We start from the raw sequence: 24,184 nt of genomic DNA, 5'->3' as shown, positions 1-24,184 counted from the left end.
CAAACGGATAGTCTTACTTTTAAAAAGTAGCTATTTGCTTGTTTCGGGGCTTTTTTTGTTCTTTTTGTTGTATTTCTCGTTATATTTTTGTAATTTTGCGGCATTAAATTATCTAACAACAGAAAATAAAGATCCATATAATGAGAAAGATATCTACTCTAATGGTTTCTGTGCTCTGCATGATGATGCCTGTAGGGGCTGAGGCGCAGGTACCGACAGCCTTCGTCTCGAAAGGGGCTACGGATATTCAGGCGCAGCCACATTCGGTAACGCAAACAAACTCGGGTGTACAATTGGCTGCTATTGACCCTATGGTGCGCTCTATCACGATGGATAATGGTTTGCCGAGTAATGCTGTGCGTAGCGTGGTTCAAGGTTCCAAGGGATACATGTGGTTTGGTACAGACAACGGATTGTGCCGTTTTGACGGATACGATGTCAAAACCTATTATAATCCCTTTACGACTGTAGACCAGTTTGTGAGCGCCCTTACTGCTTGCGAAGAAGGACTGCTGGTAGGTTGCAATAATGGAGCCTATCTGTTCTCTAATGCAACCGACCAATTCCAGAAACTGAGTGATAAGATTACGGCGCCTGTCCTAAATTTCTCGCTTGACGGCGATCAGAATGTTTGGATTTCTACTAGCGGACAGGGCGTGTTCAGATACAATCGGACTACTCACGAACTGCATCAGTATCCGATGAAGAATATTCAGGGTAAAGTGAAAAGTACGCTGGTTGATGCCAACAACCAGGTATGGATGCTCTGTAACCAGGGTGAAGCCAGCATCTATCATCTCAACAAGTCGACCGACCAGTTTGAAGCATTCCCTCTGAAGGGCGATGCAACCATGTTTCACGGCATGGCGATGCTGGCTACTCCCGATGGCAATGTTTATGTCGGAACCTGGGAAAACGGACTTTACAAGCTCAACGCCGATGGTAGTGCCGAACAGCTCATCAGCGGAACCTTGAGTAATGCTGTTCATCATATCCATCAGCTTTACTGCAACGACAACAAGTCTCTTCTCATAGCCAGCGATGATGGATTGGTGCAGTATGACATTCAGAACCGTATCTGGCACATGTTGTCGGAAGTCAACAATCCGAGCCGGAGTACGAGCGAGCGCTTTGTTTATGGTATAGCGGATGATAATGAAGGTGGCATTTGGGTATCTACTTACTATGGTGGTGTGAATTATCTTCCTTCTATGAGTTTTGAAGAGCGCTTCCGTGCTTATTCTGCCCGTCTGGGCGGATTGCGCGGTAATGTGGTAGGAAGATTCTTCGAAGACCATCAGCATCGCATCTGGATAGCTACGGATGATGCGGGACTCGACTGCTTTAATCCCCAGACCAACAGTTTTGTTTCTTATCCGGGCAAGTCGGCTATGGGCAAGTATAATGTTCATGCGCTCTTTGCTGATGAAAATAATCTGTGGGTAGGAACCTATGGCAATGGTGTCATCAGAATGAATATGGCTACCGGAGCGCAGCAGGTTTTCCTGACCGATGGAATGGCTTCGGGCGGTAATGCCTATTGTATTTATCGCGACCGGAAAAAACGGCTCTGGGCGGCTACGATGGATGGTGCCAACCTCTTCGATGAAGGACAGCAGAAGTTCAGCAAAATCAAGTCGTTCAAGTCGCTTACCATCGATATCAAGGAAGATCATCAGGGTAACGTATGGTTTGCTACCCAGGGAGGCGGCTTGTGGCGCTTGGACAAGAATAATGCCTGGAAACAGTATAAATATGTAGAGAATGATTCTACTTCGCTGGTGAGTGATCAGGTAAACTGTCTGGCTATCGGCGAAAAGGGGCAGCTCTATGTCGCAACCAGCGAAGGACTTTGCGAATTTCTGCCTTCAAAAGGTATATTCCGCCGAATCTCCATCGATGCGCCAAGTCAGGATTTCACGAGTCTTGTCATTTCGCAGGGAGTAATGTGGATTTCTACCAGCAAGGGAATTGTGAAATATACGCCGGGTGAACCTGTCCAGCTGTTCAATAAATATGACGGACTCACTTGCGACCAATTTATGCCAAACGCCGGACTCCTGGCTTCTGATGGCAGAATCTATTTCGGTTCTACAAGAGGTTTCAACTGCTTCTATCCATATCTCGTCAAGATCAACCAGGTAGCTCCTCCTGTGGCAATCACCTCGGTAGAACTCTTCGGACAGCCGATAGAGGCGGGGAGCGACCAGCTGGAGAAATCTCTGAGTCATGCAGCAGAACTCAATCTGTCTCATAACGAGAATACCATCAATATCTCGTTTGCCGCCCTGAGCTATGTATCGCCTGAGAAGAACCAGTATGCTTACAAACTTGAGGGAGTAGACAAGGATTGGATTTATACCCACGAGCATCGTGCCAACTATACCAATCTTCCTGCCGGAACCTATACCTTCCTGGTTAAGGCAACCAATAATGATGGTGTATGGTCGAAGAATGAGGCAAGACTCCAAATTGTGGTTCATCCGCCGTTCTGGTGGTCTCTGCCAGCCAAGATTCTGTATCTTCTGCTCATCGGTTACGCAATCTACTGGTTCATGCAGAGCCGGTTGAAACGTGAGAAACTCCGTCATCAGGAAGAACTCGACCAGTTGGAACTCAAGCAGGATCAGGAGATGAGAGATGCCCGCCTGCAGTTCTTCACGATGATTGCCCATGAAATCCGTACGCCGGTAACGCTTATCATCGGACCTTTGGAGAGTCTGAAAGAGCATTGGAAACAGGTTTCCGGAAAACTTTCCGATGGTGAGACTATCACGCAGACGCTTTCTGTTATCGACCGTAACGCCCAGCGTTTGCTCTTGCTCGTCAATCAGCTGCTCGATTTCAATAAAGTGCAGCAGAAGGGCATGCAGGTTCATTTCCGTTTGAACAATATTTCTAAGCTGATGCATGCTGTGGCAGAGCGCTTTGCTCCTACCTTCGAGCAGAAAAGCATCCGTCTTGATGTAGATTATCCAGCCGATGAGCTCGTGGCGATGATAGATCAGGAGGCCATTACCAAGGTTATCAGCAATCTGATGAGCAACGCCTTGAAATATACCGAGGATTATGTACGCTTGTCCTGCCGCCTGCTGGCGAATGGAACCCATTTCCGCATAGAGGTGGAAGACAACGGATTGGGAATCAGTCCTGACGAAAAGGAGAAAATCTTCGGAGCCTTCTATCAGGCACGCGACAACAAACCGGGAACCGGAATCGGTCTCAACATCGTGAAGAATCTCGTTGAGGCTCATCATGGTATGGTTGAAGTAGAATCTGCAGTAGGTAAGGGATCTACCTTTATCGTAACCTTGCCGCTCAACCAGATGGATGCTGTGGTAGAGAAGGCGGATGAAATGGTGAAGGAAGAAGAAACTGTTGCTGAGGAAAATCTGCTGACAGCTGAAACTCCAGTTGAGCAAGGTTCTCAAAAGGCAGGCGTTGCTGTTGCCAGTCCGCTTCGTGAACCGGCAAAACCGGTGATGCTGATTGTGGATGATGATGAAGACATGCGCCAGTTTGTGAAGGCTCATTTCGAAAAGATGTATACGGTTTATACCGCCGACAACGGAAAGGATGCGCTCCGTAAACTGGAGAAACATCCGGTTTCGCTCATCATAAGCGACTGGATGATGCCGGAGATGGACGGTCCGGAGTTCTGCCGTAGGGTGCGTGAAAATTCAGAATACTCTCATCTGCCGTTCGTGATGCTTACGGCAAAGACCGATGATGCGGCGAAGACGGAGAGTATGAACTGTGGAGCCGATGTCTACATAGAAAAGCCGTTCTCGATGAAGTATCTTGAGGCAAGCGTAAGACAGCTTCTTGAGATGCGCCGTCTGTTGAGGAGTAAGTTCTCTCATACTCCGCTTGAGCCGATAGCAGAGATTGCTCCAACTCAGGTTGATAATGCGTTCCTGGAACGAATGTCTCGCATCATCGAAGAGAATGTGGCGAATCCGGAACTCAACGTGGCGTTCCTTGCCGAAAAAATGGGCATAAGCCGCTCTTCGCTCTTTAATAAGATTCGCGGTCTTGCCGATGTTACGCCAAACGAGATGATCCAGCTCGTGAAACTGAAGAAGGGCGCAAAACTCCTGAAAGAAGGAAACTACCGCATCAGCGAAATCAGCTATATGGTAGGTTTCAGCAGTCCTAGCTATTTTGCCAAGTGCTTCCAGAAGCAGTTTGGCGTCAAGCCGATGGATTTTGTAGCTGCGGAATCGTAGGATAGAAAAACTTATTCGGATAGAATAAAAAATCGCCTGGGTGCTCAGATGCATCCAGGCGATTGTCTTATTTGTAAAAAGCCTATTCTTTATTTCTTTGTGGCTCTGATAAAGAAACCGATGAGGCAGATGTAAGCCAGGAGCGAACAAACCTCAGACATCGGATTAACCCACCAGCTGTCGGCGATACTTACCTCGATGCCGCCAAACTTCAGAAGGGCGCTAACCACACCCATCAGGGCTCCACCAGCGATGAAGCCGCTGGCGATGAGCGTTCCCTTCTCACCACGTTCGCTGTTCACCTTGGCATCCTTGCTGCGCGAAGTAACATACCAGTTGATGACTCCGCCCACGAGCAGAGGAACGTTCAGTTCCAGCGGAATAAACATACCCAGAGCGAAAGCCAGGGCAGGAATCTTGAAATAAGTCAGCACGATGGCTATCACGGCTCCGATGCCATAGAGCACCCAAGGAGCTCCCACGCCATTCATCAAAGGGTCGATAACCGCAGCCATCGCATTAGCCTGAGGAGCTGCAAGCGAACCCGATGCGAAACCGTAAGTCTCGTTCAGCAGCATCATCACGCCGCCCACGGTAGCCGCACTCACCAGGGTACCGAGGAATTTCCATCCCTCCTGTTTCTTAGGAGTTGTTCCCAGCCAGTAACCAATCTTCAGGTCGGTAATAAACGAACCTGCTACCGAGAGGGCTGTACAAACCACACCGCCCATAATCAGGGCAGCCAGCATGCCGCCAGGACCTTTCAGGCCTACAGCCACCATCACCACAGAGGCGAAGATGAGCGTCATCAGGGTCATTCCCGAAACAGGGTTTGAACCCACAATAGCGATGGCATTAGCCGCTACGGTAGTAAAGAGGAAGGCGATGGCAGCCACGAGCAGAATGGCGATAATGGCGAAGAGAAGGTTGCCCTCCATCACGCCAAACCAGAAGAAGAGGAAGGTTACGAGGATGGTAACAAGCGAACCGATAGCGATAATCTTGAAAGAGATGTCGCGCTGGGTGCGCTTCACGTTCTCATCCACATCGCTCTTGCCCTTCAGCTCCTTGGCAGCCAGACCTACGGCACTCTTGATGATGCCCCAGCTCTTGATGATGCCGATGATACCTGCCATGGCGATACCGCCGATACCGATGCTGCGGGCGTAGGAACGGAAGATTTCCTCCGGACTCATGGCTCCTACAGTTTTCACGATGCTAGGATCCCAGGCGCTCAGCACGCTATCATGGAAGATAACGCTCATGCCCGGAACAATCAGCCACCATACTACGAGCGAACCCAGACAGGTGAAGAAGGCATACTTCAGACCGATGATGTAACCCAGACCTAATACGGCAGCACCTGTGTTTACCTTGAATACGAGCTTAGCCTTGTCGGCAAGGTCGCATCCCAGACTTACCACACGCGATGTGAAATTCTCGTTCCACCATCCCAGGCTGGCTACGATAAAGTCGTAAAGACCACCCACCAGTCCGGCTATGAGCAGCGGCTTAGCCTGGTCGCCTCCCTTGGCTCCGCTCACCAGTACCTGCGTGGTAGCCGTAGCCTCAGGGAACGGATACTTGCCGTGCATATCGCTTACGAAGTACTTGCGGAAAGGAATAAGGAAAAAAATTCCCAAAACTCCTCCCAAGGCCGAAGCCATGAAGATTTTCATAAACGAAGTAGTCATCTCCGGATATTTAGCCTGCAGGATGTAGATGGCTGGCAGGGTAAAGATGGCTCCTGCCACTACAGCACCCGAACAGGCTCCGATGCTCTGGATGATGACATTCTCGCCCAGCGCCTTGCTACGCTTGGTAGCGGTACTTACGCCCACGGCGATGATGGCGATAGGGATGGCTGCTTCGAACACCTGACCCACCTTCAAGCCCAGATAAGCTGCGGCGGCAGAGAAGATGACTGCCATCACGATTCCCCATGTAACTGACCATCCGTTCACCTCAGGATAAACCTTGTCAGGCGACATCAGCGGCTTATATTCCTCCCCGTCTTTCAGTTCGCGGAATGCGTTCTCGGGGAGTTGCAAATTGTCTTTTTCTTCCATTATTTCTCAATTCTGATGATATACTCACTCATGAAACTTGCACCTGGCTGTAGACGGTTCATCAGATACTTGTCCTTAAACTCGCCATCATATTCAGCCCAGTCGCTCAAACCATACCATGGCTCGATGCAGATGAATGGAGCGTGCTTGCCTGTTGGGTTCCAGATACCTACGGCTGGAGTCTTGAACTCGAGGGTTACATGAGGTTCGCCCTGCTCGTTGAGAATGCTTACCTGCTTAACCTGACTCTTGTCGAAGATAACAGCATCTTCTGCGAAAGTCTCCTCGTTTACTTCCCAGATACCCTTGTCGGTTTCTACGGTTTCCTTAGCCTGACGGTCGATGCATCCGCCTACGTTACCATAGAGACGAACAGGCGCCTCGTTATCGAGTTTCAGGGTAGCCTTCATTTCTTCGCCCTTCTTGCAGCCAGGAACCATGAATGCTGGGTGACCGCCAATCTGGAAGAAGATTTCCTTGTCGTCGGTATTCTCTACGTGCCAGATGACATGAATCTCGTTGCCCTGCAGACGGTAAGAGATGGCAAGGTTGAAGTGGTAAGGATAGTTCTTCTGAGTCTCTTCGTTATCGATGAGCGCGAAGGTGAGGCGGTCGGCAGTCTTGCCAACGAGTTTGAACTCTGTATCGCGTGCGAAACCATGGCGAGAAAGGTGATACTCCTTGCCCTCTGTGCGATAAGTGTCTTTCCACAATCCGCATACGATAGGGAAGAGGATAGGAGAGTGGCGGTTCCAGTATTTCTCGTCGCCATCCCAGAGATATTCATTACCATTAGCATCCTTGATGCTCTGAAGTTCTGCTCCGAGAGATGAAATCTGAAGTGTGAGCTGATCATTCTTAATCTGTTCCATTGTTATTAATTCTTTTGTTTAGTTTTTAATGTTTCATCAGATTATCTTTTTTCAAAGATATTGCAAAGGTACAATTTATTTTCGTAAAGCACAAGAAAAGAGCGTTTTTTCTCAGATATTACAAGATATTTATACGATTTTGTTAGCTTATCTCGAATATTTGCTGTAACTTTGTAGCCCGAAATAGATAGATAACAAGAAGTATAAGAAAAAAATAGTATTTAATCTAATGACAAGCAGTAATAAAGTTAAAGGCTTTGCGGCGGGTATTGTTGCCGCAGTATGTTATGGTACCAATCCTTTGGGCACGCTCGAACTCTATGGCGACGGATTCAATTCCAGTTCTGTACTCATCTATCGTTATCTCTTGGCGGTACTGATATTTGCCGTGGTGATGCTGTTCCGCAAGGAGAGTTTCAAGGTGAAGTGGGGACATCTGATTCGTCTTGGCGTGCTGGGCTGCATGTTTTCGCTCTCATCAGCTACGCTTTATGTCAGTTTCCATTATATGGCGGCAGGTATTGCCAGCACCATCCTCTTCGTTTATCCTATTATGACAGCCATCCTGATGACGGTCTTCTTCCATGAGAAGGTAACGTGGTCTACCTCGCTTGCCATTCTTCTGGCGGTATCGGGAGTAGGATTGCTCTATCAGGGCGATGGAAACGATAAGTTGAGCACGGCGGGTTTTGCCCTCGTCATGTGTTCATCCCTGCTCTATGCCCTTTACATCATCTCCATCAACCAATGGAAGAATCCGGGCATGTCGAACATCAAGTTTACCTTTTATATATTAGTCTTCGGACTGCTTACGATGTTTGTCTATTCGTTTATTGCAGGCGAGCCGATACAGATGCTTCAAACGCCTAAACAATGGCTCTGTGCTGCCCAGCTGGCTTTGTTGCCAACGGTATTGTCGCTCTTCTTCATGACCATCTCCATCAATCTCATCGGCAGCACGCCAGCCGCCATCATGGGAGCCCTGGAGCCTGTAACGGCGGTAATCATCGGCGTATGCGTCTTCGGCGAGAGTTTCTCTCTGCAGTTGGCGATAGGCATCCTCGCTATCCTGGCTGGCGTAACGATTATCATCGCAAGAAAGAAAGGGTAAAAGGGTAAAAAGAAGAAAAAATCCTCGCTCGAAAAAGAACTCGAACGAGGATTTTTTTTATCTGTTCTAGCTGCAAGCAAATAGGCTCGCGAGCCGCTTGGCGTTAAGATGATTATCTCAGAATATCCTTCAGCGCAAAGTTGGCGAGGATGCTGGTGCTCTGGCTCAGCATGCGGATGAACTCCTGGGCTGAGTTTTTCATGTAAGCATCTTTCAGAATGTGGATGCAGCCATCCATTTCGTTGTCGGCAGCATCGATAGGAATCGCCTTCATGCCGTTCTGCAGAATGGTGGTCGATTCGGAGAGAATGGTCACCAGATTGCTGCGGCTCAGAAGGTCGAAGATGATGTTTACATTATTCACCTCTACCATAATCTTGTAGTTCAAATCTTTGCCCTCTACCATGTGATCAAAGGCGTTGCGTGCCTGCAGACCCTTGCAAGGAAGGATGAGGTCGTAGCGCTCCAGATCGGAAAGCTTGACCGATGAAAGGCGCGCCAGCGGATGATTCACGTTCACGATGGCGGCAAGACGGTTGCTGAAAATTGCTCGGCTGTCTACCGCTTTTTCGTTCTTCAGAGGCTTGAAAGCCAGAACGAGGTCGAGTTCGCGCTTCTTCAGTCCGTCCATCAGTTCCTGCATGGTGCGGTATTGGATGTTGAGCTTGACATGAGGATAGGCGTGGAGAAAGGCGATGAGCGTCTCGGACATGATGTTGCTGAAGGAGAACGTTACGCCGATGTTCAGTTCGCCTGTAAGCATTTCCTTCAGATCGTTCATGTGGTCTACACAGGCTTCGGCAGAATTGACCGCATTTTGGGCATAAGGTCTCAATTCCTTGCCCGCCTCTGTGAGGTAAACCTCATGAGAATTACGCTCGAAGAGAGGCAGACCTATCTCCTGTTCCAGATGCGAAATCTGCTGTGAGAGGGTGCTCTGGGTGATGTATAACTTGCGCGAAGCTTCTGAGAAGTTGAGCGTCTCGGCTACCTTCAAGAAATATTTCAGTTGTCGTATTTCCATATTGTTCCTTTATTGAAGCTATCGGCTATAGAAATAACCGATAGCTAAATTTGGGTGCAAAGATAAAACATTTATTTTAATATCCTCTTTTTTTGAAGAATAAAATGATGTTTTATCGCATCTCTACTTCTTTTTATCCGATTATCATCCGATGAAAAACTGATTTCCAATCAGATGATTATTTGATTTCTACTTCGTGCAAATCTACGAATTCGCCATTCTTCTTCTTTCTTTCTACCAGCATGGCAAGCAGCTTGCGCTTGCGGTTGTCGGCGATGAAACGGCGGAAGAATACGTTTGGAATTGCCACACCCAGGGCGATGCAGATGATGGCGAGCGAAGCCTTGATGAGATTGTTCATACCTACGGTTACTTCGCCTACCACGCCATGCATGTCGATGAAGGCGAACAGGGCGCGATACATCAGAACTCCCGGTACCATTGGGATAACGCTAGGAATGGTGATGCATTGGTGAGGGGTATGGAACCAATGGCGCGCCTTGATCACGATGATGCTGATGAGCGCAGAACCGGCAAGCGAACCGATGCTCAGACCCATGTCGAGACCGATGTTGCCGTTAGATGGACCCAGGTTGACGAAATTGCGGAAGCATACGGCGATGATACCGCCCACAGCTACAACCGGCAACAGACGGCGAGGTATGCTGAAGATGGTAGAGAAGCCCATGGCCGATACGGCAGCTGCGATGGCAAACTCCCAGTATTCGTGATGAGGAGTCATCGTAAGATCCTTCACGAAGTTGTCGATATGGCAAACCTGGATGGCGAAGGCGATACCGAATGCCATCGCGAAAATCATCAGCAGGGTGTTCAGGGCACGAACCATTCCCACCTCAATATATCCGTCGAGCATATCGCACACAAAGTTGATGAGTGGAACTCCCGGCACGATGAAGAGGGCACACGCCATCAGCGGATGCCAAGGGGTATCTGAATGCATGAAGGCTGGAAGCGCTTCGGCAATCGATGGGTTGAGCGAAAGGAATGAGGTGAGCCAGGCTATCAGAGTGGCTACGAAAGCCGAAATTCCGATGGCTACATAGTTGTTGCAGCCCTTGGTTGGCAAGAACATTCTCAGGCGGAAACCCAGAATGGCTGCAAGCGAACAGAAGAAGAAGGCTGGCCAGTCGCAACCGAACTGGATGCAGAATCCGCCGCAGGCAAAACCGCCGCCGATGGCTACCTGCCAAGGGGTGAAGCTGCGTGGGGTGGTCTTGATGTCGTTCAGAGCCTGCTCATACTGTTCGAGCGAATAGTTATCCTTGATGGCCTTCCAGGTGAGCTTACTTACCTGGGAAATAGAGGTGAGGTTGATACCGTGCTTCTCGCATCTCTGGAACTTAGAGAAGGAATGCTCCTCGTCGCTATAGTTTACCATCAGCACGTTCCAGTTGATGTAAAGGTGCATGTATCGCTCGTCGAGACCGAGGAAAGCTGCTGCACGCTTCATGGTTCGCATGATGCGGGATGTGTCGGCAGCACTCTCCATGAGAATGCTACCGGTACGTAATAATAAGTCGAGTTTTCTTCTGAGTTCTGATTCTGCTATTTCCTTGCAGTTGCAGTTATCTTCTACGCAAGCGCAGGTTTTCAATTCTTTTTCTGTCATATATGTTTATCCGAATACAAAAATAATAATCTGAATGGTTACAATTCTGAGGAACATGGCGAATGGATATACATTCGCATAGCCTACTGTTGGCGCATCAGCCGAAGTCTGCTCACGTACGTAAGCCAGGGCAGAAGGATTGGTGTTGGCACCTGCCAATACGCCGAGTAATGTATAATAATTGATGTGGAACACGAGCTTGCCGATGATGCCGCCCAGAATGATTGGTATCATGGTGATGGCGATGCCGTAGAGTATCCAGGTCAGTCCGCTTTCTGATGCTACGGTCTGGATAAACTGTTCGCCTGTGCCGAGACCCACGCAAGCCAGGAAGATGCAGATGCCGATTTCGCGAAGCATCAGGTTGGCTGAAATGGTATTGTAGGTAACGAGGTTGTATTTCGGTCCGAAATAACCTATCAGAATGGCTACTACCAATGGGCCGCCGGTAAGTCCGAGACGCAGATTCTCGTTGATGCCTGGGATGAAGAACGGAATGTTGGCTACGATACAACCCAGCATGATGCCCAGGAAGATAGGGATGAGGTTAGGGTAGTTCAGACGCTTCATCTGGTTACCCAGCACCTTCTCGGTATGAGCGATGGCGAGTTCCTTGCCCACTACGGTTACGCGGTCGCCCAACTGGAGTTTCAGGTCTGGGGTCGCGATGAGGTCTACACCATTTCTGTTCACGCGGGTAATGTTGGCGCCAAGGTTGCTTCTAATCTGCAACTGGCTGATGCTCTTGCCGTTGATGCCCGGCTTGGTAATCAGGATTCGGCGGTTGATGAGTTCGCTGCTGAATTCCTCGTCCTTTACGTCAACCTTCTCGCCGAGCAGGGCGATGATAGGTTCTTCTACGGTAGGATGAGCCACAATCTGCAGAATGTCGCCCTCTTCTATCACGGTCTGTCCGTTAACCACCTCGTTCTGGCGTTCGCCGTTGTTACGGATAATCTTAGAAACCATGAAGTCGCGCTTCAGCAGATAGCGGATCTGCTTGATGGTATCTTTGAAAACCATCTGGTTAGAAACCTTTACGGCGAAGGTGTTTAGGGTCATCGCTTCAAGATGTCCCTTGCCTCGCTTAGCTTCATCCTCTTCCTTCTGCTTGTCTACGCGTAGCGCGAACCTTAATATAATGAAACTGAGGATAACGCCAAGCACACCCATAGGATAGGCGATGGCATAGCCGGCTGCGATGGATGGGGCGTCGATGTGGCGCAGGTCGCTGAATGCCTGCTGGGCTGCACCCAATCCAGGAGTGTTGGTTACGGCACCCGAAAGGATACCTGCCATAGAGGTGATGGATGTTCCCGAAAATGAGAAGATGACCAAGGTAGTAATGATACTCAGGGCCACAACAATCATGCTGAGCAGGTTGAGACTCTTGCCGCCGTTCTTGAACGAAGCGAAGAAGCCCGGACCTACCTCCAGACCGATAGAGTAGACAAAGAGGATCAAGCCAAACTCCTTGAGGAAGTGGAGCAGATGCTCGTCAAGGTTGAGAGAGAAATGTCCAAAGATAAGACCGATGAACAGAATCCAAGCCAAGCCCAGGGAAACACCTTTTACTCTGAGCTTACCTAAACACAAACCCAAGGCGATGACCAGCGAAAGAATCATCACAGAGTGGGCTACTCCGCCTCCCCAAAGGTCTGGGAAGCCATAAAATAGATTTTTTAAAATCTCCATTTTTCTTTATCTATTAATGTAAATACTGAATTTTCAAAAACATTCTTTCTTATCGATTTCTGAAATCGATTGCAAAGGTATAGATAAAAACGAAAGCAAAACTCGTTTTATGTTTAAAAGCTACGAATGCGGCTATAAGTGTTTTCTATAGCGAAAATAGGCTTTGCGGGCTTTTCTTTTCTCTTTCTCATGCATTTCTAGCCCTTTCTATGTTCATTATATCAGTTTTTTTTCGTAATTTTGCAACCGGATTATTATAAACAGGAAAGAATATGCTGAATATTGACGAAATAAAAGATAAGAGAATTGCCGTGCTCCTTTCGGGAGGCGTCGACAGTTCGGTTGTGGTTTGGGAGCTTGCCCAGCTGGGCCTGCATCCTGATTGCTTCTACATCAAGATTGGTCCTGAGGAGAAAGAGGAGTGGGACTGCTCTTCGGAGGAGGACCTGGAGATGGCTACGGCTGTGGCTAGAAAGTATGGGTGCAAGCTGCAAGTGGTTGACTGTCATCATGAATATTGGAACGAGGTAACCCGTTATACGATGGAGAAGGTGAAGGCTGGTTTTACGCCTAATCCGGACGTGATGTGCAACCGCCTGATTAAGTTTGGTGCCTTCGATGAGAAGATGGGTCACAACTACGACCTCATCGCCACGGGGCATTATGCGCAGACCGAAACGGATGAAAATGGCGACAAATGGCTTGTCACGAGTCCTGATCCTGTAAAAGACCAGACCGATTTCCTGGCTCAGATAGAGAGCTGGCAATTGAAAAAAGCGATTTTCCCTATCGGCCATCATATCAAGAATGAGGTTCGCGAGATAGCCGAAGAGGAGCATCTGATAAATGCCAAGCGCAAGGACAGTCAGGGAATCTGCTTCCTGGGACAGATAAATTATAATGATTATATCCGCCGTTATCTGGGCGAGAAACCGGGCGATGTCATAGAGATGGAAACGGGCAAGCGCATAGGCGAGCACAAGGGTTTGTGGTTTCATACCATCGGCCAGCGCAAGGGCTTGGGCTTTGGCGGCGGTCCCTGGTTCGTGATTAAGAAGGATGTAGAGAACAATATCCTGTATGTGAGTCATGGTTATGATCCGCAGTCGGCCTACAAGAAGGATTTTCCTCTCCATGATTTCCATTTCCTCACACGCGAGGTTGCTATGCAGAAGGTAACTTTCAAGATTCGTCATACGCCGGAGTATCATCCTGCTACGATAGAAAAGCTGGAAGACGGCCGCTGGATGATTCATTCAGAAGAGGCGATTCATGGTGTGGCTCCCGGCCAGTTCTGTGTAGTTTATGATGAGCATCATCATCGTTGCTATGGCTCGGGCGAGATTACGGTATAAATATTTTAAATTGAAAAAAGGGATGAGTCATCAATCTGATATTTTGATGATTCATCCCTTTTTGTTTTATCTGTTTTTACCCTTCCCCGATAATGCTATCCAGCAATTCCTGGCAGGCATCTTCGAGAAGCGTGATGACGAGCTCGAAGTCGCTATAGTCGCCATAATACGGATCGGGAACGGTGGTGTATTCACGATGATGGGTCAGGAAATCGGCCATGCGCACTACTTTCTTCCTATCAGACTCTGAAGAAGCCATGGAGGTAATGGCACGGTAGTTTTCGTTGTCCATTACCACGATGGTTTCGAAACGGGCGAAGTCTGACTTCTGAAACTGTCGGGCATGGCTGTTGAAATTGTAGCCATGCTCGGCGCCACATTTGCGCATGCGGCTGTCGGGCAACTGACCTGCGTGCCAGCTCCCGATGCCCGCAGAATCGATTTCAAACTCATCCTGAAGCCCTGCTTTTTCTACAAGACTCTTCATGATTCCCTCGGCTGCCGGAGAGCGGCAGATGTTGCCCAGGCAGATAAATAATACGGTATGTTTACCTTTCTTTGTCATGTTGCTAACTTTTTTTTGTTTGCAAAGTTAGCATAAATCTCTGTATTATGCAAGATTTTTCTTCATTTTTCTTCCCACAAAGTTCCAGGCAGGCATCTTCTTCAGGGTGCTGCGGATAGGCTGAATGTCCCAGAGCAGGAAGATGATGAGCACGCCGATGCCGATGAGACAGGTTAGTCCGTAGAGCTCGCGGATGCTGATCATCAGCAGGTTGCCGGCATCATAAGGCAGTCCGCGCGACATGTTTTCTGCCATCTGATGGCGAAGTCCGTAGCTGTAGAGTCCGGAGCACATCGCCGAAACAGGGCCGTTGCGGATGATGCCTGCCATCGTCAGTCCCATGAAGAAATGCTCAAACGGCATCAGCTCTTCCTGATAGATGGTCAACATGCAGAAGAAGATGGCGTTGCCGATGCTTCTGAGGAAGATGGGCAGATAGAGTGCCTCGATGTTGAGTCCCGGGTCGATGAGGAAATACATCATTACGGGATAACATACCATCGTTGCCACGCCTATCGTGAGCAGTCGGGTATATTTCTGATGGAGCACCTTGCACCAGAACAGGCAGAAGAGGCATCCGGCGATGGCCCCCACCCATTCTACAAAGTTGAGCACATTGGTGGTAAACGTGCCGAAATGAAGCACGCCGCCCGTAAAGGCAGTCTGCAGCACCTTTGGCGTACTGCCCATGAACTCTACGAAGGCGAAGAGGATGAGTAGCGGGATGAGCCGTTTATACTTCCATGCCGCTGGGGCGATGTAAGGGTGACGGATGTGGAGCATGCGCTGGATGCAGAAATAGCCTGTAAAAATAAAGAGTACTACATCCATCTGCATAATCTTCGAATCGAGCCAGTTGTAATGCTCGCCGTAGGTGAAGAAGAAGATGAACTCCAGCATCCATGCCGACCAGAGAATGCACCCCAGATAATCGAGGCTGATGAAGGGCAGGGGCTTCATGAAGCGGAAGTCGTGGGTGGTGACATACACGATGAATGCTACCAGCAGCAGGGCGCCTGTCATCGTCCAGTTGATGATGCGCCAATCCTGATATATATAAATAAGGTGTTCGGTAACCCAAGGCGAGAGGAACATATTTCCCAGCACGATGCAGTAGAGCAGGGGGAAGAAGATGGTAAAATCGCGCTTGGAGGTCATCCATAGCTGGATGGTACTCATACATTCGAAGGTGCCGCAGAGTTTGAAGAAACCTGCGATGTAGGCAAGAATGCACATCACGGGAACCGAATCGGTCCACATGATGAGAAAATTGCAAGCCGCCACTACCAACGCCGCATTCAGCAGAAGCTGGCGGTTGGTAAAATGGAACTTCATCTTGAAGAGGAAGGGGAATGGCATCGCCACGCCCACCACGTTGAACATGACTATCATGAGCACGTCTTCTCTCATCAAACTGTACTCGCCCATTACCTGGCTCATGGCTTCTCCATAAATTCCGCCCGACATCAGGAAGATGAAGGCGAAGAGGAGATAAATCCAAGGCTGCAACCGGCGAGGAATATATCCGTTGAACGAAGGGACGCGGAAGGGTCCCTGTAACATAGGAGGTCCTGGCATTTTTTTTAATTAATAATTTATAGTTTATAGAACATTCTATTTGAGGCGAACCTTGGTTTCTACGTTCAGACCGGCACGGAGCAGGGCTACCTGTTTAGGGTCGTTATCGCGGGTGAGGGCGATGCGAACCGGTACGCGTTGTTCTACCTTAACGAAGTTGCCGGTGGCATTATCTACCGGAATCATGGAGTAGGCGTTGCCGGCAGCTGCTGAGAGCGCCTCTACCTTGCCGTGGAATACGACACCAGGAATGGCATCGGCTGTAAAATCTACCGCCTTGCCCACCTGGATGCCGTCCATCTGGGTTTCACGATAGTTGGCTACTACCCATACATCGTTGTCATCCACGATGCGTGCCAACATCTGTCCTGGCTGAACCAGCTGTCCCGCGTGGATATCTTTCCTGCCCATCACGCCGTCGCAGGTAGCCACGATTACGGTATAAGAAAGGTTCAGACGAGCCAGATTGAGCTGAGCCTCTGCCACACTCTCGCCGGCACGCGAACCGCCCAGCTGCTGGGTCTGTACGTTGCGAACCGAGGCGGCACTTGCCTTCCGGCTGCTTGCCTGCTCATAACGTGCCTTGGCTCCCAGATAGCGGGCGTAGGCATTATCATATTGCTGGCGGGTTACCGCATCCTTCTTCATCAGGGCTGCAAAACGGTCAAAATCCTGCTTGGCATTCATCATGTCTACACGTGCCTCTTCGATACCTGCCGAAGCCGTCTGCACGTTGGTAGTGGTGGTTCCCATGCTGGCTGATACAACCGAAGAACCGGCGTTAGAACCGCGCAGACCAGCCTCTGCCTGAGCCACATGCAGGCGGAATTCTGAATCTTCGATAATGACGAGTGTATCGCCCTTCTTCACGTGCTGATAGTCGGAGAAACGGATTTCCTTGATAAATCCTGATACGCGCGTGTTGATAGGCGTAATGTGGCGATTCACCTGGGCATCATCGGTATAAACCACGTCGCTACCATGATAAAAATGGCTGAAGCACCAGCCGATGGCTCCTATAAAACAGAGGATGATAACTACATTATATATTCTCTTGATAATCTTCTTATTCATAATTTATGTTTGTTTTATTGTTTGAAAAAGAGCTGATGAATTGGCTTTCCCTTCGGACGCCGAACGTTGTTTCTTCATTCTTCACTCTTCACTTCCTAAATTTCTCCCGCTATGTATTTCATGCGGTAATAAGCGTATACGATGTTGATGCGGGCATCTACCTCGTTCAGTTCGGCGTTGAGCTTCAGGTTCGATGCATCCACCATGTCGGTTACCAGCGCCAGTTGACTGAGATAGCGGGCGTTCATCACCTCGTAGTTCTGCTGCGCCAGTTCTACGCTCTTGCGTTGTGTTTCCAGTTCTACGTAGGTTTGCTGATATTGCACGTAGGCAGTCTGTACGCTATTGTTCAGCTGTTCAGCCTGCAGGGCATGGCTTTCCTTTGCCTGTCGGGTTTCTACGGCAGCCTGTCTGATGCGCTTGTTGCTCTTGAAGAGCGAACTGAGGCTGTATTTCACGCCTACGCCCACATACCATACGTTCAGATTCTTGTCTATCGGCGGCAACTCGAAGAGGATAGGTCCGTCAAAATTCTCGGCAGCCACCAGCGCCACTTTCGGCAGCAGATCGCTCTTGGCAATTTTCTCCTTCTGTTCCGCTATCCTGATGGCGTTGCTGCTCTGTTCCAGCAGGGGCGAATTCATCGTGCTTGCCGTCTGCCAGTAAGCTTCGCCATCCTTGGCGTAAGCCTTGTCTGCAATCGTAGCGTCCGGAATAATCTGCATCTCCTGTTCCCCTTTATCTTCCTGGTTCATGCCGAGCGTATTCAGGAGCTGGTGGTTCAGGATGCTGCGGTTGTTGCGTAGCGAAGTGAGTCCCAGTTTCAGACTCTCCATCTGCAGTTCGTATCGGGTGATGTCGTTCTTGAGTGCCATTCCCTGGGTTTGTTTCGCCTTGATGTCGGCGATAAGCTGGCGGGTGAGCTCGATGTTTTTTTCATATACCTTGATACGGTTGTCTATCTTGTAGAGATCCAGATACTGTCCCAGGGCGATGAAGCGAGTCTGCTGACGGGTGAGTTTCACGCCCACCTCTGCCTGCTGCTTGCCCAGTTCGGCGAGGCGGATGCCTGCGTTGATGGCGCCACCAGCATAAACCACCTGCTGTGCCTGGAAGGCGAAATTATTGCCGAAGTGGGGCGATTTCAAACCTTGGGCGTTGCTGAAGTCGCGGTCGGTCATCAGGGCGTTTCCGATGTAACTGAAGGAGAGGGACGCATCGAGGTCGGGCAGTTTTTTGCTTTTAGCCGATTCGATACCGATGCTGGCAGCTTCTACGCCCGATTTCGAGGTTCGTAGCGACTTGCTGTTTTCTTCGATTCTCTCGAAGAGTTGGGCGATGGTCATTCTGGTTTGAGCCACAGCCCATAGAGAGCCTCCCCAGATGAGAAGGCCTGCAATCATCATTTTCTTTATCATTCAAAAATCTGTTATTATTATTCTTTATAAATCTGTTATCTCATGAATTCGGGTGCAAAGGTACGGCGATTTTGGCGAATATCCGTTTTAAATTTTTCGTGCCGCATGGATTTTTTCGGAACAAAAGTTCTTTTTTCTCACATTATTTCCGTATATTTGCACACAAAAAGCGAATAAAAGGTATTTATGATAGAATTATCAGAACTGAACAGTTATCAGGAGGCCAGTCTTTTCTGCTCCGATTTAAGCGAGTGGCAGGAGGGTCCACAGGTATTGACCTATGGAGCCATTCTCCTTTGCCGCAAGGGCAGGGCCGTGCTGAATGTGAATTATAAGGATTGGGATCTCTATGAGGGAGCCGTCATCACCCTGTTTCCGAATGATGTGGTAGAGGTGAAGAAGATGGAGCCTTCTGCTTCCTGCGAGGGGGATGCTTGTGCCGGAATGAATGCTTCTGCCTTCGAAGTGGAGATGCTGAAATATAATCCGTCTCTGCTGCGCGAAGCCAGTCTGCAACTGGAACAGACGGTTTATTCTGCTCTGCGTGAGGACCGATGCCGGCAGAATTCGCCCGTGGTTACCCATATCATCGAGAGCATGTTTTCTCTCCTCAGACTCTATTTCGAGCAGCACGACTGTACCTGCATCTCGCAGCTGGTACTCTATCAGCTCAAGGCCTTCTTCATAGGGTTCCACGAATATCTGCAACGCAATCCGCAGAACTGCCCCGACGAGGTGAAATCTTACAGGGTGAGGGAACTCTTCAACCGCTTCATGATGCTCATGGAACGCGATTACAAGAAATCGAGAGATGTCAACTATTATGCCGAGCAGATGAACATCACCTCCAAGTATCTTTCGAATATCGTGAGACAGGTAACGGGTCATACGCCCAAAATCATCATCGACCAGTATGTGGTGCTCCAGCTGAAGATGCAGCTCAAGCGCTCCGCCGAGAGCATCAAGGAGATGGCATGGGAATATCATTTTGCTGATGCCAGCTTCTTCTGCCGCTATTTCAAGAAACATACCGGAATGACGCCGCAGCAGGTGAGAGAATGAATACAGTAATTATAACATAAAAATTTTCAAAACATGACAACAACACTTATCATATTGGTTATTACGGTAGCCCTATTCATCTGGGGCAGGGTGAGGGCCGACATCGTGGCGCTTACCGCCCTGGCTGCACTCCTGGTTCTGGGTATCCTGACACCTGCCGAGGCGCTGGCGGGCTTCTCTTCGCCCATCGTCATCATGATGATAGGACTCTTCGTGGTGGGTGGAGCTATCATGCAGACCGGACTTGCCAAGCTTACGGGCAATAAACTCATGGCGCTCTCGCGCGGCAACGAAACCATCACCTTCCTGCTCGTAATGCTCGTAACCTCCTTTATCGGCGCCTTCGTGAGCAATACCGGAACGGTGGCCCTCATGATGCCTATCATCATGAGCATAGCTGCGGGCTCGGGCATGCAGTCGTCGCGTTTCCTCATGCCGCTCGCCTTTGCCGGAAGTCTGGGCGGAATGCTTACTCTCATCGGTACGCCGCCCAACCTGGTTATCGATGAAGTATTGACCGAGAGCGGTTATCAGCCGCTTGCCTTCTTCAGCTTCTTCCCTGTGGGCATCATCGTCATCGCCATCGGCATCATCGTGCTCATGCCGCTCAGCAAAATCTTCCTCAGTAAAAAGCAGAGCGGTAAGAAAAAGAAGCAGGGCAAATCGCTTGATGACCTGGTAGACGAATATCAGCTGCTCGATAATCTGCATCGCTACATCGTGCCTAGCCGCCGCCCTTCTGCCGCAATCGACGAGAATGGCGAGCAGATGGATATCGTGGGCAAAACCCTGAAGGATCTGAGCATCCAGAAGAAATATGGCGTGAGTATCATCGAGATAAGAAACGAGAAGAAATCACGACTGGGACTGGTGAAGGATGTGAGCCAGAACATGGCGAAGAGCAGCAGCACCATTCAGGTTCACGATACCTTATATATAATAGGTGAGGAGGAGAAGATGAAACGCTTTGCCAGCGATTACGGCCTCAGGAAGATGAAGGATGTGAAGATTGATTTCTACGACCTGGGACTGACCGAAATCGTGGTGATGCCTACGTCTAATTTTGCCGGTCTGCGCATAGGCGATGCCAACCTGCGCAAGCGATTCGGCATCAACGTGCTGGGCGTAAAGCGTGGCGATGAATATATTACCGACAATCTGATAGCCACCAAACTGCATGTGGGCGATATGCTCCTGGTGCAGGGCGAATGGACCAATCTGGCTCATTTGGCTACCGATACGAGCAACTGGGTGGTTATCGACCAGCCAGAGAAGACTGCCGACAAGGTGCTCTTGGATTATAAGGCGCCTGTGGCGGCTGCCATCATGCTGCTGATGATTGCGATGATGGTATTCGATTTCATTCCTGTGGCTCCGGTCACGGCGGTCATCATCGCCGGACTGCTGACCGTCTTTGCCGGTTGTTTCCGGAATGTGGAGGCGGCTTACAAGACCATCAACTGGGAGAGCATCGTGCTGATAGCCGCCATGATGCCGATGTCTACGGCGCTTGAGAAGACGGGTGCTTCTGCCTTGGTATCTCAGGGGCTGGTAGAGAGTTTGGGTTCGATGGGACCTACAGCTCTCTTGGCAGGTATCTACTTCACCACTTCTCTGATGACGATGTTTATCAGCAATACTGCCACGGCTGTGCTGATGGCTCCTATTGCCCTGGTGGCGGCCCGGCAGGTAGGTGTGAGTCCTTATTCCTTCCTCTTTGCGGTTACGTTGGGTGCCAGCATGTGCTTTGCCTCTCCGTTCTCCACGCCTCCTAATGCGCTGGTGATGAAGGCGGGTGGCTATACGTTTACGGATTACGTGAAGGTAGGTTTGCCGTTGCAGATTATCATCGGCGTTGTGATGACCTTCGTTCTTCCGCTCCTTTTTCCTTACTAAGGATTTTTGATATCAAAATAAAAGCCCCTGATGTTTTTCCCGCATTGGGGGCTCTTTTTTTATCGGGTTAAATCAGGCCTTTTTATTTTCCCAATTAGGGAGATTTTTTTCTCCAACTGGGCAAGTGATTTTGCGCGCTTTCTGAATCACGATGCAAAGATACGAAATCCCGTTTTGTCAGTTGTGCGATAGCGTGCGATACCATGCGATTGCGGAACATTTTTCTCCAATCTCGTTTCTTCGTATTCACGGAAGTTGGGACAGATAGTTTCAGCGATGTTGGACAGTTGTTCCTTATTATAGCCCGAATCGGCAACAAGATAGGTCTTCATACGGTATGATTTCCCCTAATTGAGGGCGGAATACTGAAAAATAGCCCCATTTATCTCCACTTCGAGTATCGGGAAGAGCATCGGAAATAAGGGTTCCTGCATGTCTTTTGATGCCTGAGAGAGCAAAAGTTGCACCTATTCGATGCCTTTTCCCGGCTTTTTCATCGTCGGAGCGGTTGAAATGGGGATATTGTACTTCAAATTCTTAGTCTATATTTCTATATAATTTATTGATTATGAGCCTTTTAGAGAGAAGTGGGGTTGGCGGAGCGTTCCAGTTCCAGTTGTTCCAATTAATTTTTTGAGCGTTCTATTCCACCTTCTTGTATATATAACTATCTATATATTAAGTAGTTATATAGTCTCTATAAAGGAATATTGTCCTATGAAAACCTATTTGGAACAATTGGAACAACTGGAACTGGAACGCTTGCCCGAAAATCATTTCTGTTTTGATCCTGTTACCGGCACCCCCGAAGTCCCCATTTCCTCTAGAAAGCCTCGACTCCGTTTTATCAGTTTTTACCCCTGCCGCTGAATGATTTCCTATCTTTGCTGCGTGCTTGAAAAATAACCTTTTCTTATGCCTTTGCAGAGTACCCGGCAAGCATGGACCTACCTTTTATGCCGCAAAGTTAAGATTATTATTTGGAATAAGCAAAGTTTTCGGGGCTTTTTCTTGGTGGTTTATCAGAAAATGAGTAGTTTTGTGCTTGAAAATCTGCTCTTTTTATGATGGGAATAATTCGGGAAAGAGAGATTGGAGTGAACGGAAAATAGATATCATAACGAAAAATAACGAAAAGATGAATAAAATAACGATGCTCGGAACGGGAAATGCTACGGTTTCCCAGATTTATAACACCTGTTTTCTGCTCAAGACTCCCAGTACCCTGATGCTGGTGGATGCGGGAGGAGGAAACGGAATATTGGCGCAGCTGAAGAAGGTGAATGTTCAGATTTCTGACATTCGTCACCTCTTCGTTACCCATGCGCATACCGACCATGTGTTGGGTGTGATCTGGGTAATCCGTATGGTGGCACAATGTAAGGGTTATGAGGGATTGCTGCATGTGTATGGAAACGACAAGGTGATGAAGGTGATCAAGACCATCATCGACATGATTCTTGCCAAGAAGCAGCTGGCTAAGGTGGCTGAAAGGGTGGTGTTCCATCAACTGGAAGATGGCGATTGTTTCGAAGTGGGGGATATAAAGCTGGAATGCTTTGATATTCAGTCTGCTAAGGAAAAACAGTTCGGATTCCGAGCTGAGCTGCCTTCTTCTGATGAATCGGGTAAGCCTTTGGTCTTGGCATGCCTGGGCGATGAACCTTATAACGAGCAGAACCGACGCTACATAGTGGGGGCTGACTGGATGATGTGTGAGGCGTTCTGTCTCTATGCCGACCGCGATACGTTCAAGCCTTATGAGAAATGCCACAGTACGGCGCTTGATGCCGGAAAACTGGCGGAGGAACTGGGCGTGAAGAATCTTATCCTGTATCATACGGAGGAGAAAACGCTCGCAAATCGTAAAGAAAATTATACCCGTGAAGCTGCCAAGAACTTCAAGGGTAGAATCTTCGTTCCGGATGATTTGGAGGTGATAGAGCTGTAGGATTTCTTTCTTTATAATTGTGGGTTTAATCAGTTTGATCCGGTAGGAAAATCTTGGTTACTTCACGCTCTCCGAAATCTATCATAGCGTTGAAGAGACTCACTTTTTCCGCCTTTTTGAGGTCTTCTGGTGTGAGGTCGGCTTCCTGGATGATGCCGGCTTCCAGGAGCTGGGCACGCTTGGTTCCCTGGAGCAGGGGATGCTTGGGGGTGAGCCATCTGTTGCCATCAAAAAGGGCGAGATTGGTGAAGGAGGTATCGGTAATGAGCCCGTTCTTTACAATGATGATTTCATCGCAATCGTCCTTCTGGGCTACCAGGGCGTTGAGCGCACTTCGGTCTGTGCTCTTATAGGTGTAGTCGATATTATTATCCTCTACCACCTTGAGGGAATGAATCTCCTTCATCTTGTAGGGGGCGTACTCGATGGTTTCCACGCCCTGGATGCCATAAACCACTCGTGCCTTGTAAAGGTTCATTTCCTCTTTTGGGGAAATGAGGGATGAGAGTTTTATTTCTTCAGATGCGAGGGTTGGAAAGAACCTGCGGATGGTTCTCTCCATTCTTGCCTGATGATAGGGCAGGGCCAGAGCCTTGCCGTTCTTGATCTTTATTGTTTCTACAAATTGCTGTTTCATAATCTCTTTTATTTTTCC

The 24,184-nt window shown here is 48.9% G+C and carries 17 protein-coding genes; 6 read left to right on the top strand and 11 right to left on the bottom strand.

Annotated elements, in window-relative coordinates:
• Nucleotides 1-140: 140 nt before the first annotated feature.
• On the top strand, nt 141-4,229 hold the full coding sequence (locus ONT18_RS08375) for a hybrid sensor histidine kinase/response regulator transcription factor (protein ID WP_264904909.1): 4,089 nt from the start codon (nt 141-143) through the stop codon (nt 4,227-4,229).
• Nucleotides 4,230-4,318: 89 nt separating this feature from the next.
• Here the strand turns inward: ONT18_RS08375 and ONT18_RS08370 are convergent, their stop codons facing one another.
• Both ONT18_RS08370 and ONT18_RS08365 read right to left on the bottom strand, forming a co-directional pair.
• Nucleotides 4,319-6,298 (bottom strand): OPT family oligopeptide transporter, encoded by a 1,980-nt coding sequence (locus tag ONT18_RS08370; RefSeq protein WP_264904907.1) that lies wholly within the window; start codon nt 6,296-6,298, stop codon nt 4,319-4,321.
• Nucleotides 6,298-7,170 (bottom strand): aldose 1-epimerase family protein, encoded by an 873-nt coding sequence (locus ONT18_RS08365; RefSeq protein ID WP_264904905.1) that lies wholly within the window; start codon nt 7,168-7,170, stop codon nt 6,298-6,300. Before ONT18_RS08365 ends, ONT18_RS08370 begins: the two co-directional genes overlap by 1 nt.
• A gap of 229 nt (nt 7,171-7,399) precedes the next feature.
• On the opposite strand from ONT18_RS08365, the gene ONT18_RS08360 reads away from it, so the two are divergent.
• Nucleotides 7,400-8,281 (top strand): DMT family transporter, encoded by an 882-nt coding sequence (locus ONT18_RS08360; RefSeq protein WP_264904903.1) that lies wholly within the window; start codon nt 7,400-7,402, stop codon nt 8,279-8,281.
• Nucleotides 8,282-8,393: 112 nt separating this feature from the next.
• Here ONT18_RS08360 and ONT18_RS08355 read toward each other — a convergent pair whose 3' ends face one another.
• The 3 genes from ONT18_RS08355 to ONT18_RS08345 all read right to left on the bottom strand — a co-directional run bounded on the left by ONT18_RS08355 (nt 8,394) and on the right by ONT18_RS08345 (nt 12,630).
• On the bottom strand, nt 8,394-9,305 hold the full coding sequence (locus ONT18_RS08355; RefSeq protein WP_117586008.1) for a LysR family transcriptional regulator: 912 nt from the start codon (nt 9,303-9,305) through the stop codon (nt 8,394-8,396).
• 178 nt (nt 9,306-9,483) lie between these two features.
• Complete coding sequence (locus ONT18_RS08350; protein WP_264904902.1) at nt 9,484-10,935, bottom strand: threonine/serine ThrE exporter family protein; 1,452 nt, start codon at nt 10,933-10,935, stop codon at nt 9,484-9,486.
• A gap of 6 nt (nt 10,936-10,941) precedes the next feature.
• Nucleotides 10,942-12,630, bottom strand: coding sequence for a putative transporter (locus ONT18_RS08345; RefSeq protein ID WP_264904900.1), 1,689 nt, complete (start codon nt 12,628-12,630; stop codon nt 10,942-10,944).
• Nucleotides 12,631-12,902: 272 nt separating this feature from the next.
• Between ONT18_RS08345 and mnmA the strand changes: the two genes are divergently transcribed.
• On the top strand, nt 12,903-13,985 hold the full coding sequence (gene mnmA, locus ONT18_RS08340; RefSeq protein ID WP_264900770.1) for a tRNA 2-thiouridine(34) synthase MnmA: 1,083 nt from the start codon (nt 12,903-12,905) through the stop codon (nt 13,983-13,985).
• A gap of 76 nt (nt 13,986-14,061) precedes the next feature.
• Here mnmA and ONT18_RS08335 read toward each other — a convergent pair whose 3' ends face one another.
• The 4 genes from ONT18_RS08335 to ONT18_RS08320 form a co-directional block, all read right to left on the bottom strand.
• Complete coding sequence (locus ONT18_RS08335) at nt 14,062-14,550, bottom strand: low molecular weight protein-tyrosine-phosphatase (protein WP_264904898.1); 489 nt, start codon at nt 14,548-14,550, stop codon at nt 14,062-14,064.
• Nucleotides 14,551-14,595: 45 nt separating this feature from the next.
• Nucleotides 14,596-16,128 (bottom strand): hypothetical protein, encoded by a 1,533-nt coding sequence (locus ONT18_RS08330; RefSeq protein ID WP_264904896.1) that lies wholly within the window; start codon nt 16,126-16,128, stop codon nt 14,596-14,598.
• Between the two features lie 36 nt (nt 16,129-16,164).
• Nucleotides 16,165-17,205, bottom strand: coding sequence for an HlyD family secretion protein (locus tag ONT18_RS08325; RefSeq protein ID WP_264906832.1), 1,041 nt, complete (start codon nt 17,203-17,205; stop codon nt 16,165-16,167).
• A gap of 92 nt (nt 17,206-17,297) precedes the next feature.
• The gene (locus ONT18_RS08320; protein ID WP_264904894.1) at nt 17,298-18,608 is read right to left on the bottom strand and encodes a TolC family protein; all 1,311 of its coding nucleotides are present in this window, start codon (nt 18,606-18,608) and stop codon (nt 17,298-17,300) included.
• Between the two features lie 198 nt (nt 18,609-18,806).
• On the opposite strand from ONT18_RS08320, the gene ONT18_RS08315 reads away from it, so the two are divergent.
• Nucleotides 18,807-19,682: a helix-turn-helix domain-containing protein gene (locus ONT18_RS08315; protein ID WP_264904892.1), complete on the top strand. Its 876-nt coding sequence runs from the start codon at nt 18,807-18,809 to the stop codon at nt 19,680-19,682.
• 33 nt (nt 19,683-19,715) lie between these two features.
• The gene (locus tag ONT18_RS08310; protein WP_264904890.1) at nt 19,716-21,578 is read left to right on the top strand and encodes an SLC13 family permease; all 1,863 of its coding nucleotides are present in this window, start codon (nt 19,716-19,718) and stop codon (nt 21,576-21,578) included.
• A 146-nt stretch (nt 21,579-21,724) separates the two neighbouring features.
• Here ONT18_RS08310 and ONT18_RS08305 read toward each other — a convergent pair whose 3' ends face one another.
• Nucleotides 21,725-21,910, bottom strand: a complete 186-nt coding sequence (locus ONT18_RS08305) for a hypothetical protein (protein WP_153093334.1) — start codon at nt 21,908-21,910, stop codon at nt 21,725-21,727.
• A gap of 806 nt (nt 21,911-22,716) precedes the next feature.
• On the opposite strand from ONT18_RS08305, the gene ONT18_RS08300 reads away from it, so the two are divergent.
• The gene (locus ONT18_RS08300) at nt 22,717-23,529 is read left to right on the top strand and encodes an MBL fold metallo-hydrolase (RefSeq protein ID WP_264904887.1); all 813 of its coding nucleotides are present in this window, start codon (nt 22,717-22,719) and stop codon (nt 23,527-23,529) included.
• 25 nt (nt 23,530-23,554) lie between these two features.
• Here the strand turns inward: ONT18_RS08300 and ONT18_RS08295 are convergent, their stop codons facing one another.
• Complete coding sequence (locus ONT18_RS08295; RefSeq protein WP_264904885.1) at nt 23,555-24,166, bottom strand: aminotransferase class IV family protein; 612 nt, start codon at nt 24,164-24,166, stop codon at nt 23,555-23,557.
• Nucleotides 24,167-24,184: the final 18 nt, after the last annotated feature.

Origin of the sequence: Segatella copri (genome assembly GCF_026015295.1) — a bacterium.
Classification (GTDB): Bacteria; Bacteroidota; Bacteroidia; order Bacteroidales; family Bacteroidaceae; genus Prevotella; species Prevotella copri_C.
This window is presented reverse-complemented; position numbering and strand designations above follow the sequence as displayed.

Excerpts from the sequence above, each read along its gene's own strand:
- ONT18_RS08375 (WP_264904909.1), top strand. The coding sequence starts at position 141 with ATGAGAAAGATATCTACTCTAATGGTTTCTGTGCTCTGCATGATGATG.
- ONT18_RS08370 (WP_264904907.1), bottom strand. The coding sequence starts at position 6,298 with ATGGAAGAAAAAGACAATTTGCAACTCCCCGAGAACGCATTCCGCGAA.
- ONT18_RS08365 (WP_264904905.1), bottom strand. The coding sequence starts at position 7,170 with ATGGAACAGATTAAGAATGATCAGCTCACACTTCAGATTTCATCTCTC.
- ONT18_RS08360 (WP_264904903.1), top strand. The coding sequence starts at position 7,400 with ATGACAAGCAGTAATAAAGTTAAAGGCTTTGCGGCGGGTATTGTTGCC.
- ONT18_RS08355 (WP_117586008.1), bottom strand. The coding sequence starts at position 9,305 with ATGGAAATACGACAACTGAAATATTTCTTGAAGGTAGCCGAGACGCTC.
- ONT18_RS08350 (WP_264904902.1), bottom strand. The coding sequence starts at position 10,935 with ATGACAGAAAAAGAATTGAAAACCTGCGCTTGCGTAGAAGATAACTGC.
- ONT18_RS08345 (WP_264904900.1), bottom strand. The coding sequence starts at position 12,630 with ATGGAGATTTTAAAAAATCTATTTTATGGCTTCCCAGACCTTTGGGGA.
- mnmA (WP_264900770.1), top strand. The coding sequence starts at position 12,903 with ATGCTGAATATTGACGAAATAAAAGATAAGAGAATTGCCGTGCTCCTT.
- ONT18_RS08335 (WP_264904898.1), bottom strand. The coding sequence starts at position 14,550 with ATGACAAAGAAAGGTAAACATACCGTATTATTTATCTGCCTGGGCAAC.
- ONT18_RS08330 (WP_264904896.1), bottom strand. The coding sequence starts at position 16,128 with ATGCCAGGACCTCCTATGTTACAGGGACCCTTCCGCGTCCCTTCGTTC.
- ONT18_RS08320 (WP_264904894.1), bottom strand. The coding sequence starts at position 18,608 with ATGATGATTGCAGGCCTTCTCATCTGGGGAGGCTCTCTATGGGCTGTG.
- ONT18_RS08315 (WP_264904892.1), top strand. The coding sequence starts at position 18,807 with ATGATAGAATTATCAGAACTGAACAGTTATCAGGAGGCCAGTCTTTTC.
- ONT18_RS08310 (WP_264904890.1), top strand. The coding sequence starts at position 19,716 with ATGACAACAACACTTATCATATTGGTTATTACGGTAGCCCTATTCATC.
- ONT18_RS08305 (WP_153093334.1), bottom strand. The coding sequence starts at position 21,910 with ATGAAGACCTATCTTGTTGCCGATTCGGGCTATAATAAGGAACAACTG.
- ONT18_RS08300 (WP_264904887.1), top strand. The coding sequence starts at position 22,717 with ATGAATAAAATAACGATGCTCGGAACGGGAAATGCTACGGTTTCCCAG.
- ONT18_RS08295 (WP_264904885.1), bottom strand. The coding sequence starts at position 24,166 with ATGAAACAGCAATTTGTAGAAACAATAAAGATCAAGAACGGCAAGGCT.